This is a genomic window from Thermodesulfobacterium thermophilum DSM 1276 (assembly GCF_000421605.1).
Classification (GTDB): Bacteria; Desulfobacterota; Thermodesulfobacteria; order Thermodesulfobacteriales; family Thermodesulfobacteriaceae; genus Thermodesulfobacterium; species Thermodesulfobacterium thermophilum.
This window is the reverse complement of the sequence record NZ_ATXI01000004.1, coordinates 103,016-117,719: the sequence shown is the minus strand read 5'-3', so window position 1 is coordinate 117,719 and position 14,704 is coordinate 103,016. Positions and strand designations below refer to the sequence as shown.

Below are 14,704 nucleotides of genomic sequence, written 5' to 3'. Positions count from 1 at the left end.
GAGGGTAAGGGTGTAGAGGTTTTAGGGATTTTCAAGAAGGACAAGTTGCTTGAGGCAGTAACGGTTAGGACGCTACTTGAGGTGGTTAACGGGGGTATTGTGTGTTGTGAGGACAAGCTTGATGAGTTTGTAGAGAACATTACGATAGGTGCGATGGACCCTGAGAATGCGATGAGGTATTTTTTAAGGATACCTAACAAGTTAGTGATAACAGGGGTAAACAGGACAGACATTCAGATTTTAGCTTTAGAGACTTCTACCAAGTGTTTACTTTTGACAGGTGGGTTATATCCAAGCGAGATGGTGGTAAACATAGCTAAGACAAAGGGAGTGCCAATTGTGGTGACCTCTCTTGATACCTTCTCATCGGTTGACAGGATCCAAAATTTAGTAGGCAAAGCCATCTTAAAAGAAAAAGGTAAGGCTTTAAGGGCTAAAGAGATGGTAGCCAAAGAGCTTAATTTAGAAAAATTTTTAAACTTAGTAAGAGGTTAGACAATATGGATGAGAGGTTGATTTTAGCCAAATGGATAGTGTCCTCGGCTTATGAACCTCCTATAAAAGAAGGTGGGGTTTTTATAAAGAAAGGAGTTATTTTAGATATAGGTACTAAAGAGCAACTTATTAGTAAATACCCAAACATAGAAAGAGAGGTATTTGAAAACGGTATTCTGATGCCGGGGTTGGTTAACGGGCACACCCATATTCCTATGAGTATCTTAAGAGGTTTAGCAGAGGACCTTTCTCTGATGACATGGTTAACCCAATATATTTTTCCTGTAGAGGCTAAATTAAAAAGAGAATGGGTTTATTGGGGGAGTTTGCTTTCTCTAATAGAGATGATAAAGTCAGGGATTACTCTTTTTTGTGATATGTATCTTTTTGAAGAAGAGGTGATAAAAGCCACGGAAGAAGCTGGAATAAAAGGGTTACTTGGGGAAGGGCTTTTTGATTTTCCTTCTCCTAATTATGGTCCTTTAGTTAAAGGATTAGAACTTACAGAAAGTTTGTTAAAAAATTTTCAAAACCATCCTTTAATAAAAATATCGGTATGTCCTCACACTTTATATACTTGCTCTCCAGATACGGTCAAGTCTTGTATCAAAATTTCTGAGAGATATGGAGCTAAACTTCACATCCATCTTTCTGAAAATCAAGAAGAGATAAAGTTGATAAGGGAGCGTTATGGTAAAAACCCTATAGAACTTCTGGCTGAAATAGGAGGGGTTAATGAAAATCTTATAGCTGTCCATGGGGTTAGGGTAACTCCTAAAGAAATAGAACTTATGTCTAAAGCTAAGTCCAGTTTTATCCATTGTCCAGAGAGTAATTTAAAGTTAGGTTCAGGGGTTGCCCCTATCCCTGAAATAATAAAAGCAGGTATAAACTTGGCCTTAGGTACTGATGGGCCTGCTAGTAATAACGACCTTGATATGTTTTCTGAAATGAGGACAGCCTGTTTAATCCAAAAAGGGATACATGAAGATCCAACGATTATTACCGCTAAAGAAATGTTCTACGCTGCTACCGAAGGAGGAAGTAAAGCCTTAGGTTTTTTAGATACAGGAAAACTTTCTATAGGCTATAAAGCAGATTTAGCTGTGATAGACCTCAGCAACCACTCTTTACAACCAGACTACAATCCTCTTGCCCTTATAGTCTATACCTCAAAGGCAGGTTGTGTTTCTCACCTAATGGTTGAGGGAAAATGGATTATGAAAAATTATCAAGTTTTGACTGTCGATGAAGAAAAGATAAGAGAAGAGATAGAAAAAATAAAAAAAGAGGTTTTGAAGATACTTTCTTAGAAGATATAACTGAGGTATTTTTTCTCATTGAGGTCTTTTTCATCACTTATTTTTTTCATAAAAGCCAGCTTTTTGTGAATTTTTGATTATAAGAAGACAGGCATAAATCTTGTTATATAAAGCATACCCTTATAAATTTAGATTAGTGAAATTTTTAACAAAGCTATTTTAAATTTTGTTATGTTTGTAATATAAAACTTAATAGACCATAAAAAATTATTTTATAGGGAGGAGGGGCTTATGATAGAGATTGAAAAGATAAAAGTTAGAGATGTAATGACTACTCCAGTAGCTACTATCGATGGCAACGCTACGGTTAAAGAAGCAGCAGAGTTGATGATGAAAACTGGTTACAGAGGATTGGTAGTCGATAAGGTAGACGAACAAGATGCTTACGGGATTATCACGGTTAAAGATATAGTTTATAAAGTTATAGCGAAGGGGCTACCTTTGGAAAAGGTTAGGGTTTTAGAGGTTATGACCAAACCATGTATTACCGTTCCTGATTATTATGATATAAAATATGCGGCTAAACTTATGGCGATGGCAAATGTAGTAAGGCTTCCGGTTACTTCAGGAGAAAAATTGGTAGGTATGATAACCTTAAGAGATATCATAAAACCTCATGTATAACAGAAAAAAATTTTAATATTTTGAAAAAAACTTTAAAAAGGAGGTAGACATGGCGGAGTTGACATCTTTGTTAAAAGAGGGGAGGATTTTCTATCCCCCTCAAGAAGGTAAAGACCAGGCTTACATTTCTTCTCGTTATAAATATAAACAAATTTATCAGTATTCTTTAGACGACCCTGATGAATTTTGGGCTGAAAGGGCTAAAGAGTTGATTACTTGGTTTAAGTACTGGGATAGGACTTGTTATTGGGATTTTTACAAGCCAGAGATCAAGTTTTTTGAAGGTGGTAAGTTAAATGCCTGTTTTAACTGTGTAGACAGACATTTAGACAATCCAGCTATAAAAAATAAGGCTGCTATCATTTGGCAAGGAGAACCTGACAGAGACACCAAGGTTTATACCTATAATATGCTACATAGTGAGGTATGTAAGTTTGCTAAGATTTTAAAAAATTTAGGTGTAGAAAAAGGTGATAGGGTAACCATTTATCTTCCTACTATGCCAGAGGCTGTGGCAGCGATGTTGGCTTGTGCCAGAATAGGGGCTATCCATAGTGTAGTGTTTGGGGGTTTTTCTTCAGAGGCCCTTAAAGTTCGTATCCTTGATGCTCAGGCTAAGGTAGTTATCACTTGTGATGGCACTTATAGAGCTGGAAGAAGAATAACTCTTTTAGATAGGGCAGAAGAGGCTATAAGAGATTGTGATTGTGTAGAATATTGTATTGTGTTAAACCGTTTTGGTGATCCTATAGAACTAAAAGATAACCGTTGTATCTTATACGATGACTTAAAAAAAGATTTAAGTGTAGCTGAGTATTGTGAATATGAAGTAATGGATGCTGAAGACCCTCTTTTTATTTTATATACCTCAGGTACTACAGGAAAACCTAAAGGGGTTTACCATACCACAGGTGGATACTTGGTATATGCCGCTCATACCACCCAGTGGGTTTTTGACCTAAAACCAGACGATATCTATTGGTGTACTGCTGATATAGGTTGGATTACCGGGCATTCTTATGTAGTTTATGGTCCTTTAGCTTTAGGAGCTACGGTTTTTATGTATGAGGGGGTTCCAACTTATCCAGATCCAGGAAGATGGTGGGAGTTGGTAGACCGTTATGGTGTAACTGTTCTCTATACAGCTCCTACAGCGATAAGGGCGTTGATGAGAGAGGGAGATCAGTGGCCTAAGAAATACAATCTTTCGAGCTTAAGGATTTTAGGAACGGTGGGAGAACCTATAAACCCAGAGGCTTGGGTTTGGTTTTATGTTAATGTAGGACGTAAACGCTGTCCTGTAGTAGATACTTGGTGGCAAACCGAGACCGGTGGACACATGATAGCCCCCATACCCTTTGCAGTACCTCAGAAACCTGGTTCAGCTACTTATCCTTTACCTGGAATAGAGCCTGTTATCCTAAGAGCTGACGGAACAGAGGCAGACATCAACGAGGGAGGTCATCTTTGTATCAAAAGAGCCTGGCCTGGTATGGCAAGAGGGATTTGGGGAGATGAAAAACGGTTTAAAGAGGTTTATTTTAGTAGGTTTCCAGGATATTATTACACAGGAGATGGTGCCAGAAAAGACGAGGACGGCTATCTCTGGATTATGGGAAGACTTGACGATGTTATCAACGTTTCTGGACACAGGCTTGGTACGATGGAGTTAGAGTCTGCTTTTGTAGAACACCCTGCGGTAGCAGAGGCTGCAGTGGTTGGATTCCCTCATGATATCAAAGGAGAAGGAATCTTTGCTTACATTGTACTTAAAGAAGGGTTTGAGCCTACTTCAGAACTTAAGAAAGAGTTGGTCTCTCATATTAGAAAAGCTATAGGTCCTATAGCAACCCCTGACTTCATACTTTTTGCACCTGGGTTACCTAAAACTCGAAGCGGAAAAATCATGAGAAGGATCTTAAGAAAGATAGCAGCACAACAGTTTGAAGACTTGGGAGATACCACCACATTAGCAGAACCTGAGGTGGTAGAGAAACTGGTAGAGTCGAGAAAAAATTTAAAATAACCGGTTGATTTATTTCTGTTTTTGATTAAAAATAGACCTATAGGGGTAGCCCTATAGGTCTATTTTTATTTTAGAAGGGGGTTAATTGATGAAGAATTTTGAGTTTTATCTTCCTACAAAAGTTTTTTTCGGTAAAAAAGTTTTGAGACAATTTCCTAAAGAAGTTTCTGGTATAGGAAAAAAGGCTCTTTGGGTTTTTGGAAGAGGATCCATAATGAGAAACGGGGTTTATGACCAAGTTAAAGAGATTTTAAAAAAAGCTAAGATAGAATATATAGAATTTGGAGGAGTAAAGGCTAACCCTCTTTTATCTAAGGTTTTAGAGGGTATCAAGGTAGCCAAAGAAGAAAAGGTTGATTTCATTTTGGCTACTGGAGGTGGAAGTGTAATAGACACCGCCAAGGCTATAGCCTGTGGGGTTTTTGCAGAGGAAAAGATATGGGATTTTTATGAAAGAAAGGATTTTCCTAAACAAGCTCTCCCTATAATAGCAGTGCCTACTATCGCTGGTACTGGTTCAGAGCTAAACAACATAAGCGTTATAGTAAACGATGAAACAAAGGTTAAACTTTCTATGAACTCTCCCTGGATTTTCCCTAAATTTACTTTTTTAGACCCTACCTTTACTTTTACTGTACCTCCTGATTATACCGCTTATGGAGCTTTTGATGCCTTTTCTCATGTTTTTGAGGTTTTTATAAGTAGAGAATATAAGAAAGACTGCCTTACAGAAGACCTCATGGTAGCTTTGATGAAAAACCTTATGAAGTGGTCTAAAGCTGCTATGTATGACCCTACTAATTATGAAGCCAGGGCTAATCTTATGTGGGCTTCTTCCTTAGCTTTATGCGGATTATCTAAGGCAGGTATGGGAAAATATAGGTTTTTTATCCATGCCTTAGAACATACCTTAAGCGGAGTATATGACCTTCCTCATGGACTGGGTTTAGCGGTCATAACTTATGCTTGGATGAAGGTTTATAAAAAAAACAAACTTCTTCATAAATTTTTTGAAAAGGTTCTCAACATAAAAGTAGAAGATAAAATCTCTGTAGAGATGGGGATAGAAGTCTTTGAAAACTGGTTAAGGGACCTGAGACTTCTTTATACTTTAAAAGATTTAAAACTCCCTCAAGAAGATTTAGAGTACTTGATAGACAAGGCTTATCATATCCTAACGATATGGCAAGTAGCCGATGAGTACTCTAAAGAAGAGGTAAGTAAAGTATTTTATACAGCTTATTTTGGAGAGTCTAAACCATGAAAATAGGTATCTTTGAAATCGAAAGAGACTGGGAAAAGGAAGTTTATTTAGAAACTTTAAAACAAAACTTAGGAGAATCATTAAGTAATTTAGATGTTATTTTCACCTCAGAACCTTTGGATAGTTTACGGGTAATGCTTATTCAAATCTAAATGTGGCAGTGATTTACCTTCGTTCTTTGGTTGACGAAAAAGTGCTAGATCAACTTTCTAACTTAAAACTTCTTATCACAAGAACTACGGGTACAGACCATATAGATATTTTGTCCTGTCAAAAAAGAGGTGTCGTAGTAGTCAATTCTCCTTATTTTGCTTTTACCACCGTAGCAGAACATACTATCAGTCTTATTTTTACTTTGGCAAAAAGGATTTCTACGGCCATCTCAAAGGTTAAAAACTTAGATTTTTCAAGAGAAGGACTTTTGGGGTTTGACTTATTTGGTAAAACCATAGGGATTATAGGTACAGGTAACATAGGGAAAGAAGTTGCAAGGATAGCTTACGGAATAGGTATGAAAATTTTAGCGCATGACATAAAGCCTGACCTTCAGTTAAAAGAAAAATTTGGGGTAAGTTATGTCTCTTTAGAGGAGTTGTTAAAACATTCTGATATAATAGTAGTTATGGTTCCATATTATTCTAAAACTCATCATATGATAAATCTTGAGAATATAAAGTTAGTAAAGGATGAAGCTATGTTAATTAATACCGCTCGTGGGCCTATAGTAGAGACAGAGGCCTTAATATGGGCTTTACAAAATCGAAAACTACAAGGAGGGATTGCTCTTGATGTATTTGAAGGAGAAAGGCTATTACTTGAAATGGAAAAAATTTTAAAGAATAGATTTTCACCTCAAGATTATGAGAAAGCTTTGAAAACCCTTCATCTTTTGAGTTATCCTAATGTTATTTTTACCCCCCATACCGCACACTACACTAAAGATGCTCTACGAAGAAACATACATTGGGTAGCACAAACCATAACTCAATTTGTGAAAAACAAATGCCTTTTAACCACTTATTCTTTTTATTTTTGAACTTTCCACTCAGAAATCAAAAAATCGTCTATCTGAAAGAATTTTTGGATTTTTAGTTTTAATACCTTGGTAAGCGACTTAAACCCTTCTCCACCTACAAAGGTAGGTACGTTTTCTCCACCTACTATCACTGGAAGATGAATGATCTTTATTTCATCTACATATCTATTTTTCACAAACTCCCAGTTAATAGAAGACCCTCCTTCTACCATCAGTTTTTTAATTCCTCTTTGATAAAGCTCTGGTAAAAGTACCTCAAAGTCTACCAACTCTTCTCCGGCAACGATAACCTCAGCCCCAAGCTCTTTAAGTTTTTCGATTTTTTCTTTAGGAGCTCTTTTAGTAGTAGCAATGATGGTAGGAGCATCTTTAGAAAAGATGTTAGCGTTATAAGGCACGTTAGCCGTAGAACAAGGAATGATTCGCACCGGGTTTTTACCTTCTACATACCTTACGGTCAAACTTGGATCATCTGTTCTTACTGTTTCACAACCTACCATGATCCCGTCTACCTCAGCCCTTATGCCATGTAAATAGCAGTAAACTTCTTTGGTCATCAAACTCATTAGTTCTTTACTTGAAGCTCCTCTATATAACGTAAGCTTTCCGTCTATCGTAACCTCAGATACTATTATCACATAAGGTCTATTCATCTTTTATCCCTCTAAAGTTTTGATATAGATATACCAGCCTTGTAATAAGAGAAGATAAAGTAAAAACAGTAATAAATTTTATGCCAAACTCAAGTCCGATTTCATAAGGGGTAAATTTTTCTAAAAAGGTAAAGATTAAGATGCTTAGATGAGTTTCAGGACGACCAAAAAAACCGACGTTTTCTAAAGGATCTTGGATTTTTCCTTTTAGTTTTACCTGATATCCTATTTCAGCATATACCACAGGCTTGAGAAAGGAGTGGAGCATAGAAGATACTATAGCTAATATCGTCCAAAAGGCATCAGTATAGATATAGGCAATAGTACCTAAAACTATACCATCTACCCACTTATCTGCTATCCAATCAAAAACTGCTCCAAACTTAGTGGTATTGCCGGAGATTCTTGCTATTTCTCCATCCATAAGGTCTAAAAGACCTGATAAAAGTAACAAAAAGGCAGCTGTCAATAAATATTCATAATAAAAACAAACACCAGCTATCGTTCCTGATACTAAAGAAAGAGAAGTAATAAAATTAGGAGAAAGATTACTTTTGTAGAGTAAAAAACTTAAAGGGAAATAAAATCTTTTAAAATAAGCCCGTTTTGAAGTAAGGTTCATGATAAATATTTTATTAGTATTTGTTTAAAAGTCAATAAAATAACAGCATTTGGAGGCTAAAAATAGATTGTTCTACCGAGGATAAACTCTTTCTTGAAAAGTCTCTCTTTTTCAAAAATTAACATTTTATATAAAAAATCATGTGGTATTTAAAAAATGAATAGATGATTTAAAATGTCAGGGTTATTCTTGACAGAAAACAAATTTTAAAACAACGGATAAACAATATTGACAAAACCTGTTTTTAAGATATCTTTTAAGGTGAAAAATTTCAGGAAGGAGGGATTTTCGTGTTTGCCGTGATCAAGACTGGTGGAAAGCAATATGTAGTAAAACCTGGTGATAAAATCAAAGTAGAAAAAGTCGAAGCTAATGTAGGAGATACTGTAGAAATTTCAGAGGTTCTTTTAGTTAATAAAGATGGAGAAATAAAACTGGGGACCCCTTTAGTCGAAGGAGTGAAGGTCATTGCTTCTGTGGTAGAACATTCTAAAGGACCGAAAGTAATAGTCTTTAAGAAAAAACCCAAAAAAGGTTATAAAAGAAAAAGAGGGCATAGACAGCTTATAACTACGTTAGAAATTAAGGAAATTTTGTAATAGGGGGAAGGATAAATGGCTCATAAGAAGGCAGGAGGATCTTCAAGAAACGGAAGAGATTCTAACTCTAAACGTTTAGGGGTTAAAAGGTATGGTGGTCAGTTTGTAAAAGCAGGTGAAATCATCGTTAGACAAAGAGGTACCAAGGTTCATCCTGGTTTTAACGTGGGTGTTGGCAAAGACTATACTATTTTTGCAAAGATAAGTGGATTTGTTAAGTTTGAAACCAAAAACGGAAGAAAAGTAGTCAGCGTTTATCCCAGTTTATAGCCCAAAATTTTAAAGGTCAGTGCTATTTTTAGTACTGACCTTTCATTTTTACCTGCTTGTTTCTTGTCAATTTTAAAAATTCGTTTAAAATTTCTTTGTGGTTTATTTAATTTTTATCTCTATATTAAGCTATATTTTAGGGTCTATTCCTTTTGCCTTAGTGGTCTGTTTGCCCTTTGGAGTAGACCCAAGAAAAGAAGGCAGTAAAAATCCTGGGGCTACTAACGTTGCCAGACTTCTGGGCAAAAAGTGGGGTTTTATAACCTTTTTAGGAGATGCCTCTAAGGGTGTTTTAGCTCTTTTAATAGCCTTTTTTTTAAGCTCAAAAACACCGTATTCTCAAGAATTAATCCTTTCTTTAGCCGGTTTTTTCGCTGTATTAGGCCATCTTTTTTCTGTTTTCTTGGGTTTTAAAGGTGGAAAAGGAGTTGCTACTACCATAGGTGTTTTTCTATTTCTTGCACCTAAAGCTATTTTAGTAAGTTTGTTAACCTTTTTAGCAGGTGTAGCTTTGACAGGTTTTGTTTCTGTAGGATCCTTAATAGCAACTTTTTTCTTGCCTATAAACCTTTTTATTTTTAACTATCCTACCGAATATATAATATGTGCAACCTTTTTAGGTATTTTAATCTGGTATAAGCATAAAGAGAACATAAAAAGGCTTTTAAGAGGAGAAGAAAAATCTTGGAAAAAAGAGCCTCATGGATAAGGATAAATTAAAAAAAGAAGGGCTTAATTTGGAAGGGTTTGGGTTTAAAGTATCTGAAGATGAATTGATGTTTTTCTGGGATGAAATACCTACTGAAGAAAATCTTAAAAAATTTAAAGAAGTTTGGCCTCAAGTTAAATCAAGACTTATAGAAGAAGGTATCTTTGGGGTGCTTGAAGAACCAGAGATTTTAGATAATAGATTGGTTGTGGCAAAGGGAGTACCTATCACTCCTTTTGTACCAGAAAAAATAGAACTTTTGGAAAAATTTGCTAAGTGTGTCTCTTTTCAAGATGAGCCTGTGGATTTACAGGATAAAGAAGAGAGAAAAGATATAAGAGAGATTCATAGAAAAATAGTATGTGCCGAAGAAAACGAAGTAGTTGGAAAATGGTATCCTCCTATTCCTGGTTTAGATGGGGTTAATGTGTTTGGAGAAACACTTCAGGCTCCTCAACCTTCCTCTCAATCTCAGATCCAGTTAGGAAAAAATTTATTCATAGATGAAGAAAAATCTATTAAAGCTAAACAGGCAGGGGTTGTGGTTTGTCAGCAAAATATAATCGATATTTTTCCTGAATATGAAATAAAGGGAGATGTGGATTTTTCTGTAGGAAATATAGATTTTATAGGTAAAAAGTTGATTATCAAAGGAGATGTAAAGTTTGGTTTTAAGGTGAAGGCCAAAGGGGACTTAGAAATTTATGGAGGAACAGAAAACAAGGTTTTAATAGAGGTAGAAGGAAATTTGGTGTGTGATGGGATCATAAGAGGAGAACAAACTAAGGTTAAAGTTAAAGGTAAGGCAGAGATTAAAGGGGTTGAGCATGCTAAATTAGAAGTTTTGGGAGATTTAGTAGTAAAAAATTATCTTATTTTTTCGGAAACCTTTGTGTCTGGAAAGATAGAGGCTAATGTAGGTAAGGGGATCATTTATGGAGGGGTGGTTAAAGCTTCTGATGTTATAGAAGCTAAAGTTTTAGGAAATGAAAACCATACTTCTACCAAAATTTTAGCCGGATACCAACCTGATTTGATAGATACCTATCTAAAAAAGCTCCAACATTCAATACTTTTAGAAGAGACTTTAAACAAACTGAAAGGGGGCATTGAGTTAGGAGAAAGGCTTAAAAAAGAAAAAAATTTATCCCCGGAAAAGCAAAAGATTCTCGAAAAGATCCAAAAACAATATGAACTTTATTCTAAAGAGTTAGAAGAGCTTTTACAACAACTAAAAACCATTAAAAAAGAACTTTCTTTGTATCAGTCTAAGTTTATCAAAGTTCAAGAAAAGATTTATCCAGGGGTTATGGTAGGGATTGCTGATGTGTTTTATACAGTTGTTGAGGAGATACCTGGACCGATAGTTTTTAGTTTAGAAAATGATAAGATCAATATCCAGAAAAGTTAAAGCAAAATGATAAAAGACTGGGATGAGTTTTCAGAAAGTTTAAGCATAGAAATCAAAAAAGAAATAGCTGAAAACTATTTTAGAGAAAAAGTCTATTTAGAAGAAAAATGGAACCTTTTCAAAGAGGAATGCGACCAACTAAAAAAATTATATAAGAGAGTGTTTAACAACAGTTGGCGGATTTTTTTTCTACTAAATAAAGATGAGGATTTAATTTCTGCATTTGAAAAAGCTACCGATTTTCCTTTAAGAGAAGTTTGTATTTTAAGTAAAGAAATTTTTTCTAAAGAATTTACTCAGCCTGAAGAGACTCTAAAAAAAAAGCTTTTTGCTAATGTAACTTCTTCCTTTGCTCTAACTACCAAAAGTAAGTTCGTAAAACTTTTTTTTACTGTGTATAAAAGGTTTAGTAGGATTTTAGAGGAATATTTATCTAGATTAGAGAACCTTAAAAAGTTTTATCAAGAGTTAGAAGAAGAAACCAAAAACTTTTATAAAAAATTTGATTTAAGTTATATTTTAAGTTTTTTTAACAGACTTTCTGGAGAAGGATTAGAAATTGGTGCTATAGAAGACAAAGAAAAAGTTTGGTCTTCTCTTTCTGAGGCTTTAAAAATAGAGACACCTCCGCCCCCGGATTTAATTTTTAAAGAATTTAAACCTCTTCCCGATTTGGGCAAGGTTTATCAACAACTTTCATTACTTGCTAAAAGGGCCTACGAGCTTTATCCTGAAAACACTAAAGATATCCTTAGGCATGTTTATTAACACCATTAGACAGGCTATCGAAAAGTTTAAGCTTTTACAAAAAGGAGACCGGGTGCTTCTTGCTATCTCTGGTGGGCTTGATTCTGTAGCCCTTTTAGAAGTTTTTTGTCTCTTAAAAAAGGAGTACCAACTTTCCCTTTTTGTGTCTCATTATGACCACAAAATAAGAAAGAATTCCTATCAAGATGCGATGTTTGTGTATCAACTTTGCAAACAAAAGGGAATTCCTTTTTTTTATACAGCTTCTCCTGTGCCTCTTTATGCCAAGCGCGAAAAACTTAGTTTAGAAATGGCAGGAAGAGAATTAAGATACAGATTGTGGTATTTTTTAGCCAAAAAGTATGATTTTCAAAAAGTTGCCCTGGCTCATCATTTAGATGACCTGGCAGAAGAAATTTTTTTAAAAATTATAAAAGGTACTGGTAAAAGAGGTCTTGCAGGAATACCTATTAAACGAGAGGACCTTATCATAAGACCTATTTTATTTGTAAGTAAAGAAGAAATAAAAAACTTTGCTCAAGAGAGAGGACTTAGATGGGTTGAAGACCCAACCAACGATGATTTAAGGTTTTTAAGAAACCGAGTAAGACATCTTTTAATTCCATACTTAGAACAAACCTTTAACAAAAACATTAAACAAAATCTTAAAAAAGTTGCGTTAATCATAGCAGAAGAAGAGGAGCTTATCGAAGATCTTGCTAAAGAGCATTATGAAAAATTAAAAGTGTTTGAGGGAAACACACTGCGTTTAAAATTTTATGAACTTAAAAATCTTTCTCCTACTTTAAGAAAAAGAATATACTTTCTGGTTTTTCAAGAGATAGGTCTACCTTTGTTTAGGATTACTTTTACTCATCTTGAAAGTTTAGAACGTTTGGTTACCCAGAATATAAAAGGTCCTGTAAGCCTTCCTGGAGACTATATAGCCTATCGTGGTCCAGGTTATTTAGCTTTTTCTAAGAAAAGCCCTGCTCTCCCTTATTTTGAACTAGAAGTAACGGCAGAAGGGGAATATTTACTTCCAACTCAAGAGATTTTAAAAGTTTATAAGATGAAATCTTTAAAGGAAGTAAAGGAAACACCTTTGATGATGTGTTTTTCAGCTGAGCAACTTACTTTTCCTTTTAAGGTTAGGAACAGAAAGCCTGGAGATAGAGTTTTTATCCCTGGGTTAGGACATAAAAAGATAAAAAAGTTTTTCCAAGAAAAGGGTGTAGCCCATCATCTTAGAGATCAGGTTTTAATCATAGAACATAAAGGAAAAATCGTAGCTATATGGAAGATATATGTTGACCCAGAATATAAGATAAGAGAAAATCAAGAGGCATTGGTGTTGGAGGTCTATTCTTTAAGATGATAGACAAGTTAAAGTTTAAAAAAGAGGGGTTGTGGTTTGGAGATTTTCTTTTATATCTAAGTCAAGATGAAATGTTAGTATATTTGCCTGTAAAACCTTCAGAATGGGTTCTTCTTAAAGATTTTATCAAAAACTGGGAAACAATAAAAGAAGAATTGAAAAAAGCAAACATTTTTGGAGTTTTAGAGGAGCCAGAGCTTGTAGACAATAAACTGATAGTAGCAAAAGGAACACCTCCCAAACCACCTATTCCGGAAAAGTTAGAATTTTTAGAAAAGTTTGCCCCTTTATTGTCAGAGCCTAAGACCGAAAAACTCGAATTAGATACTCAAGATTTGAGAGAAGCACCTAAAAGACTTATTTGTGTTGAACCAAACGAAATTATAGCAAAATGGATTCCTCCTATTCCAGGTATACCAGGTATGAATGTTTTAGGGGAACCTATACCTTCTCCTGAGGTAAGGGAATCTGCAAAGATAATCTTAGGGAAAAATTTTTTTATAGACGAAGAAGGATGGGTTAAGGCTAAAACAAGCGGAGTGGTGGGTTTACAGGGTAATAAACTTGAAATTTTGCCAGAGTATACCATCGAAGGTGATGTAGATTTTTCTGTAGGTAACATAATGTTTGTAGGTAAAAAATTAACTATTAAAGGAGACATAAAGTTTGGATTTAAGGTTAGGGTCAAGGGAGACTTAGAACTTTACGGAGGGACAGAAAACAAAGTTTTGATAGAGGTAGAAGGGAATTTTCTGTGTGATGGGATCCTAAGAGGGGAAGAAACTAAGGTTAAGGTAAAAGGTAGAGCTGAGGTTAAAGGGATTGAGCATGCAAGTTTAGAAGTAGACGGAGATCTTTTGATTAAAAATTACATGATTTTTGTTAAGGCTATAGTTTCAGGAGATTGTTTAGCTACTATAGGTAAAGGTCTAATTTATGGTACAGAAATAAAGTGTGGTGGTAACGTAGAGGTTAAAATTTTAGGCAACGAAAGCCAGACTCTTACTAAGGTTTATGCAGGATATAAGACAGATTTGATCACTGAGTATTTTGAGGTACTCCAAAAAAGTATTATTTATGAAGAAACCTTAAATAAATTACAAACAGGAATTGAGATGGGGAAGAAGCTTATAAAGGAGGGTAGGGTTACTCCTGAAAAAGAAAAAATAATCAAAAGACTTTTTGAACAGTATGAGCTTTACGACAGAGAATTGAAAAAACTATTAGAAAGGTTAAAAGAACTGAAAAAAAATCTTGGTTTATTTAAACAAAAAACCGTAAAAGTTTTAGAAAAGGTCTATCCAGGGGTTATCATCGGTATATCTGACCAACAAAAAATCGTCACAGAAGAAATAAAAGGTCCTTTAGTTTTCTTTTATGAAGAAAGTGGTGTCAATTGTAAAAAAATCTAAAAGATAAAAAGGTGTTTTAAAAATTTAAGTTTATGTTTTTAAGCTATAGTTTCAAATAAAAAAGTTGAAAAAATTAAAAAAAATAAAAAAAATTCTTTTTTAAACCGGAAAAGAAGGCTAAAAGGAAGTTTTACTT

At 34.8% G+C, this 14,704-nt stretch carries 16 protein-coding genes; 14 read left to right on the top strand and 2 right to left on the bottom strand.

From position 1 onward, the window contains the following. From H529_RS09935 to H529_RS10950, 7 genes are all read left to right on the top strand, one after another. On the top strand, positions 1 to 495 hold a 495-nt coding region (locus H529_RS09935), incomplete at its 5' end, for a DRTGG domain-containing protein (RefSeq protein ID WP_022855068.1). A 5-nt stretch (positions 496 to 500) separates the two neighbouring features. Further along, positions 501 to 1,808, top strand: coding sequence for an amidohydrolase family protein (locus tag H529_RS0102900; protein ID WP_022855067.1), 1,308 nt, complete (start codon positions 501 to 503; stop codon positions 1,806 to 1,808). A 240-nt stretch (positions 1,809 to 2,048) separates the two neighbouring features. Next, entirely contained in the window at positions 2,049 to 2,441 is a 393-nt protein-coding gene (locus H529_RS09930; protein ID WP_022855066.1) for a CBS domain-containing protein, read from the top strand. 49 nt (positions 2,442 to 2,490) lie between these two features. Next, positions 2,491 to 4,467, top strand: a complete 1,977-nt coding sequence (gene acs, locus H529_RS0102890) for an acetate--CoA ligase (RefSeq protein ID WP_022855065.1) — start codon at positions 2,491 to 2,493, stop codon at positions 4,465 to 4,467. Positions 4,468 to 4,555: 88 nt separating this feature from the next. Beyond that, positions 4,556 to 5,731, top strand: a complete 1,176-nt coding sequence (locus H529_RS09925; RefSeq protein WP_022855064.1) for an iron-containing alcohol dehydrogenase — start codon at positions 4,556 to 4,558, stop codon at positions 5,729 to 5,731. After that, a complete protein-coding gene (locus H529_RS11555) occupies positions 5,728 to 5,883 on the top strand; it encodes a hypothetical protein (RefSeq protein WP_155984461.1) in 156 nt (51 codons plus the stop codon). Before H529_RS09925 ends, H529_RS11555 begins: the two co-directional genes overlap by 4 nt. 8 nt (positions 5,884 to 5,891) lie before the next feature. Then, positions 5,892 to 6,767: an NAD(P)-dependent oxidoreductase gene (locus tag H529_RS10950; protein WP_211209638.1), complete on the top strand. Its 876-nt coding sequence runs from the start codon at positions 5,892 to 5,894 to the stop codon at positions 6,765 to 6,767. On the opposite strand, the gene H529_RS0102875 is transcribed toward H529_RS10950, so the two are convergent. Together H529_RS0102875 and H529_RS0102870 are read right to left on the bottom strand one after the other, a co-directional pair. Further along, entirely contained in the window at positions 6,758 to 7,420 is a 663-nt protein-coding gene (locus tag H529_RS0102875; RefSeq protein WP_022855063.1) for a 2,5-diamino-6-(ribosylamino)-4(3H)-pyrimidinone 5'-phosphate reductase, read from the bottom strand. The genes H529_RS10950 and H529_RS0102875 overlap by 10 nt on opposite strands. Continuing rightward, on the bottom strand, positions 7,413 to 8,042 hold the full coding sequence (locus tag H529_RS0102870) for a CDP-alcohol phosphatidyltransferase family protein (protein ID WP_022855062.1): 630 nt from the start codon (positions 8,040 to 8,042) through the stop codon (positions 7,413 to 7,415). The genes H529_RS0102875 and H529_RS0102870 overlap by 8 nt, the downstream gene beginning before the upstream one ends. 290 nt (positions 8,043 to 8,332) lie before the next feature. Between H529_RS0102870 and rplU the strand changes: the two genes are divergently transcribed. The 7 genes from rplU (at position 8,333) to H529_RS0102835 (ending at position 14,568) form a co-directional block, all read left to right on the top strand. After that, positions 8,333 to 8,641, top strand: coding sequence for a 50S ribosomal protein L21 (gene rplU, locus H529_RS0102865; protein ID WP_022855061.1), 309 nt, complete (start codon positions 8,333 to 8,335; stop codon positions 8,639 to 8,641). A 15-nt stretch (positions 8,642 to 8,656) separates the two neighbouring features. Then, the gene (gene rpmA / locus H529_RS0102860; RefSeq protein ID WP_022855060.1) at positions 8,657 to 8,911 is read left to right on the top strand and encodes a 50S ribosomal protein L27; all 255 of its coding nucleotides are present in this window, start codon (positions 8,657 to 8,659) and stop codon (positions 8,909 to 8,911) included. 97 nt (positions 8,912 to 9,008) lie between these two features. Beyond that, complete coding sequence (gene plsY / locus H529_RS0102855) at positions 9,009 to 9,620, top strand: glycerol-3-phosphate 1-O-acyltransferase PlsY (protein ID WP_022855059.1); 612 nt, start codon at positions 9,009 to 9,011, stop codon at positions 9,618 to 9,620. Further along, a complete protein-coding gene (locus H529_RS0102850) occupies positions 9,613 to 11,031 on the top strand; it encodes a FapA family protein (protein WP_022855058.1) in 1,419 nt (472 codons plus the stop codon). Before plsY ends, H529_RS0102850 begins: the two co-directional genes overlap by 8 nt. Before the next feature lie 6 nt (positions 11,032 to 11,037). Next, positions 11,038 to 11,799, top strand: a complete 762-nt coding sequence (locus H529_RS0102845) for a hypothetical protein (RefSeq protein ID WP_022855057.1) — start codon at positions 11,038 to 11,040, stop codon at positions 11,797 to 11,799. Next, positions 11,789 to 13,156, top strand: coding sequence for a tRNA lysidine(34) synthetase TilS (gene tilS, locus H529_RS0102840; protein ID WP_022855056.1), 1,368 nt, complete (start codon positions 11,789 to 11,791; stop codon positions 13,154 to 13,156). Before H529_RS0102845 ends, tilS begins: the two co-directional genes overlap by 11 nt. Beyond that, the gene (locus tag H529_RS0102835) at positions 13,153 to 14,568 is read left to right on the top strand and encodes a DUF342 domain-containing protein (protein ID WP_022855055.1); all 1,416 of its coding nucleotides are present in this window, start codon (positions 13,153 to 13,155) and stop codon (positions 14,566 to 14,568) included. Before tilS ends, H529_RS0102835 begins: the two co-directional genes overlap by 4 nt. Positions 14,569 to 14,704: the final 136 nt, after the last annotated feature.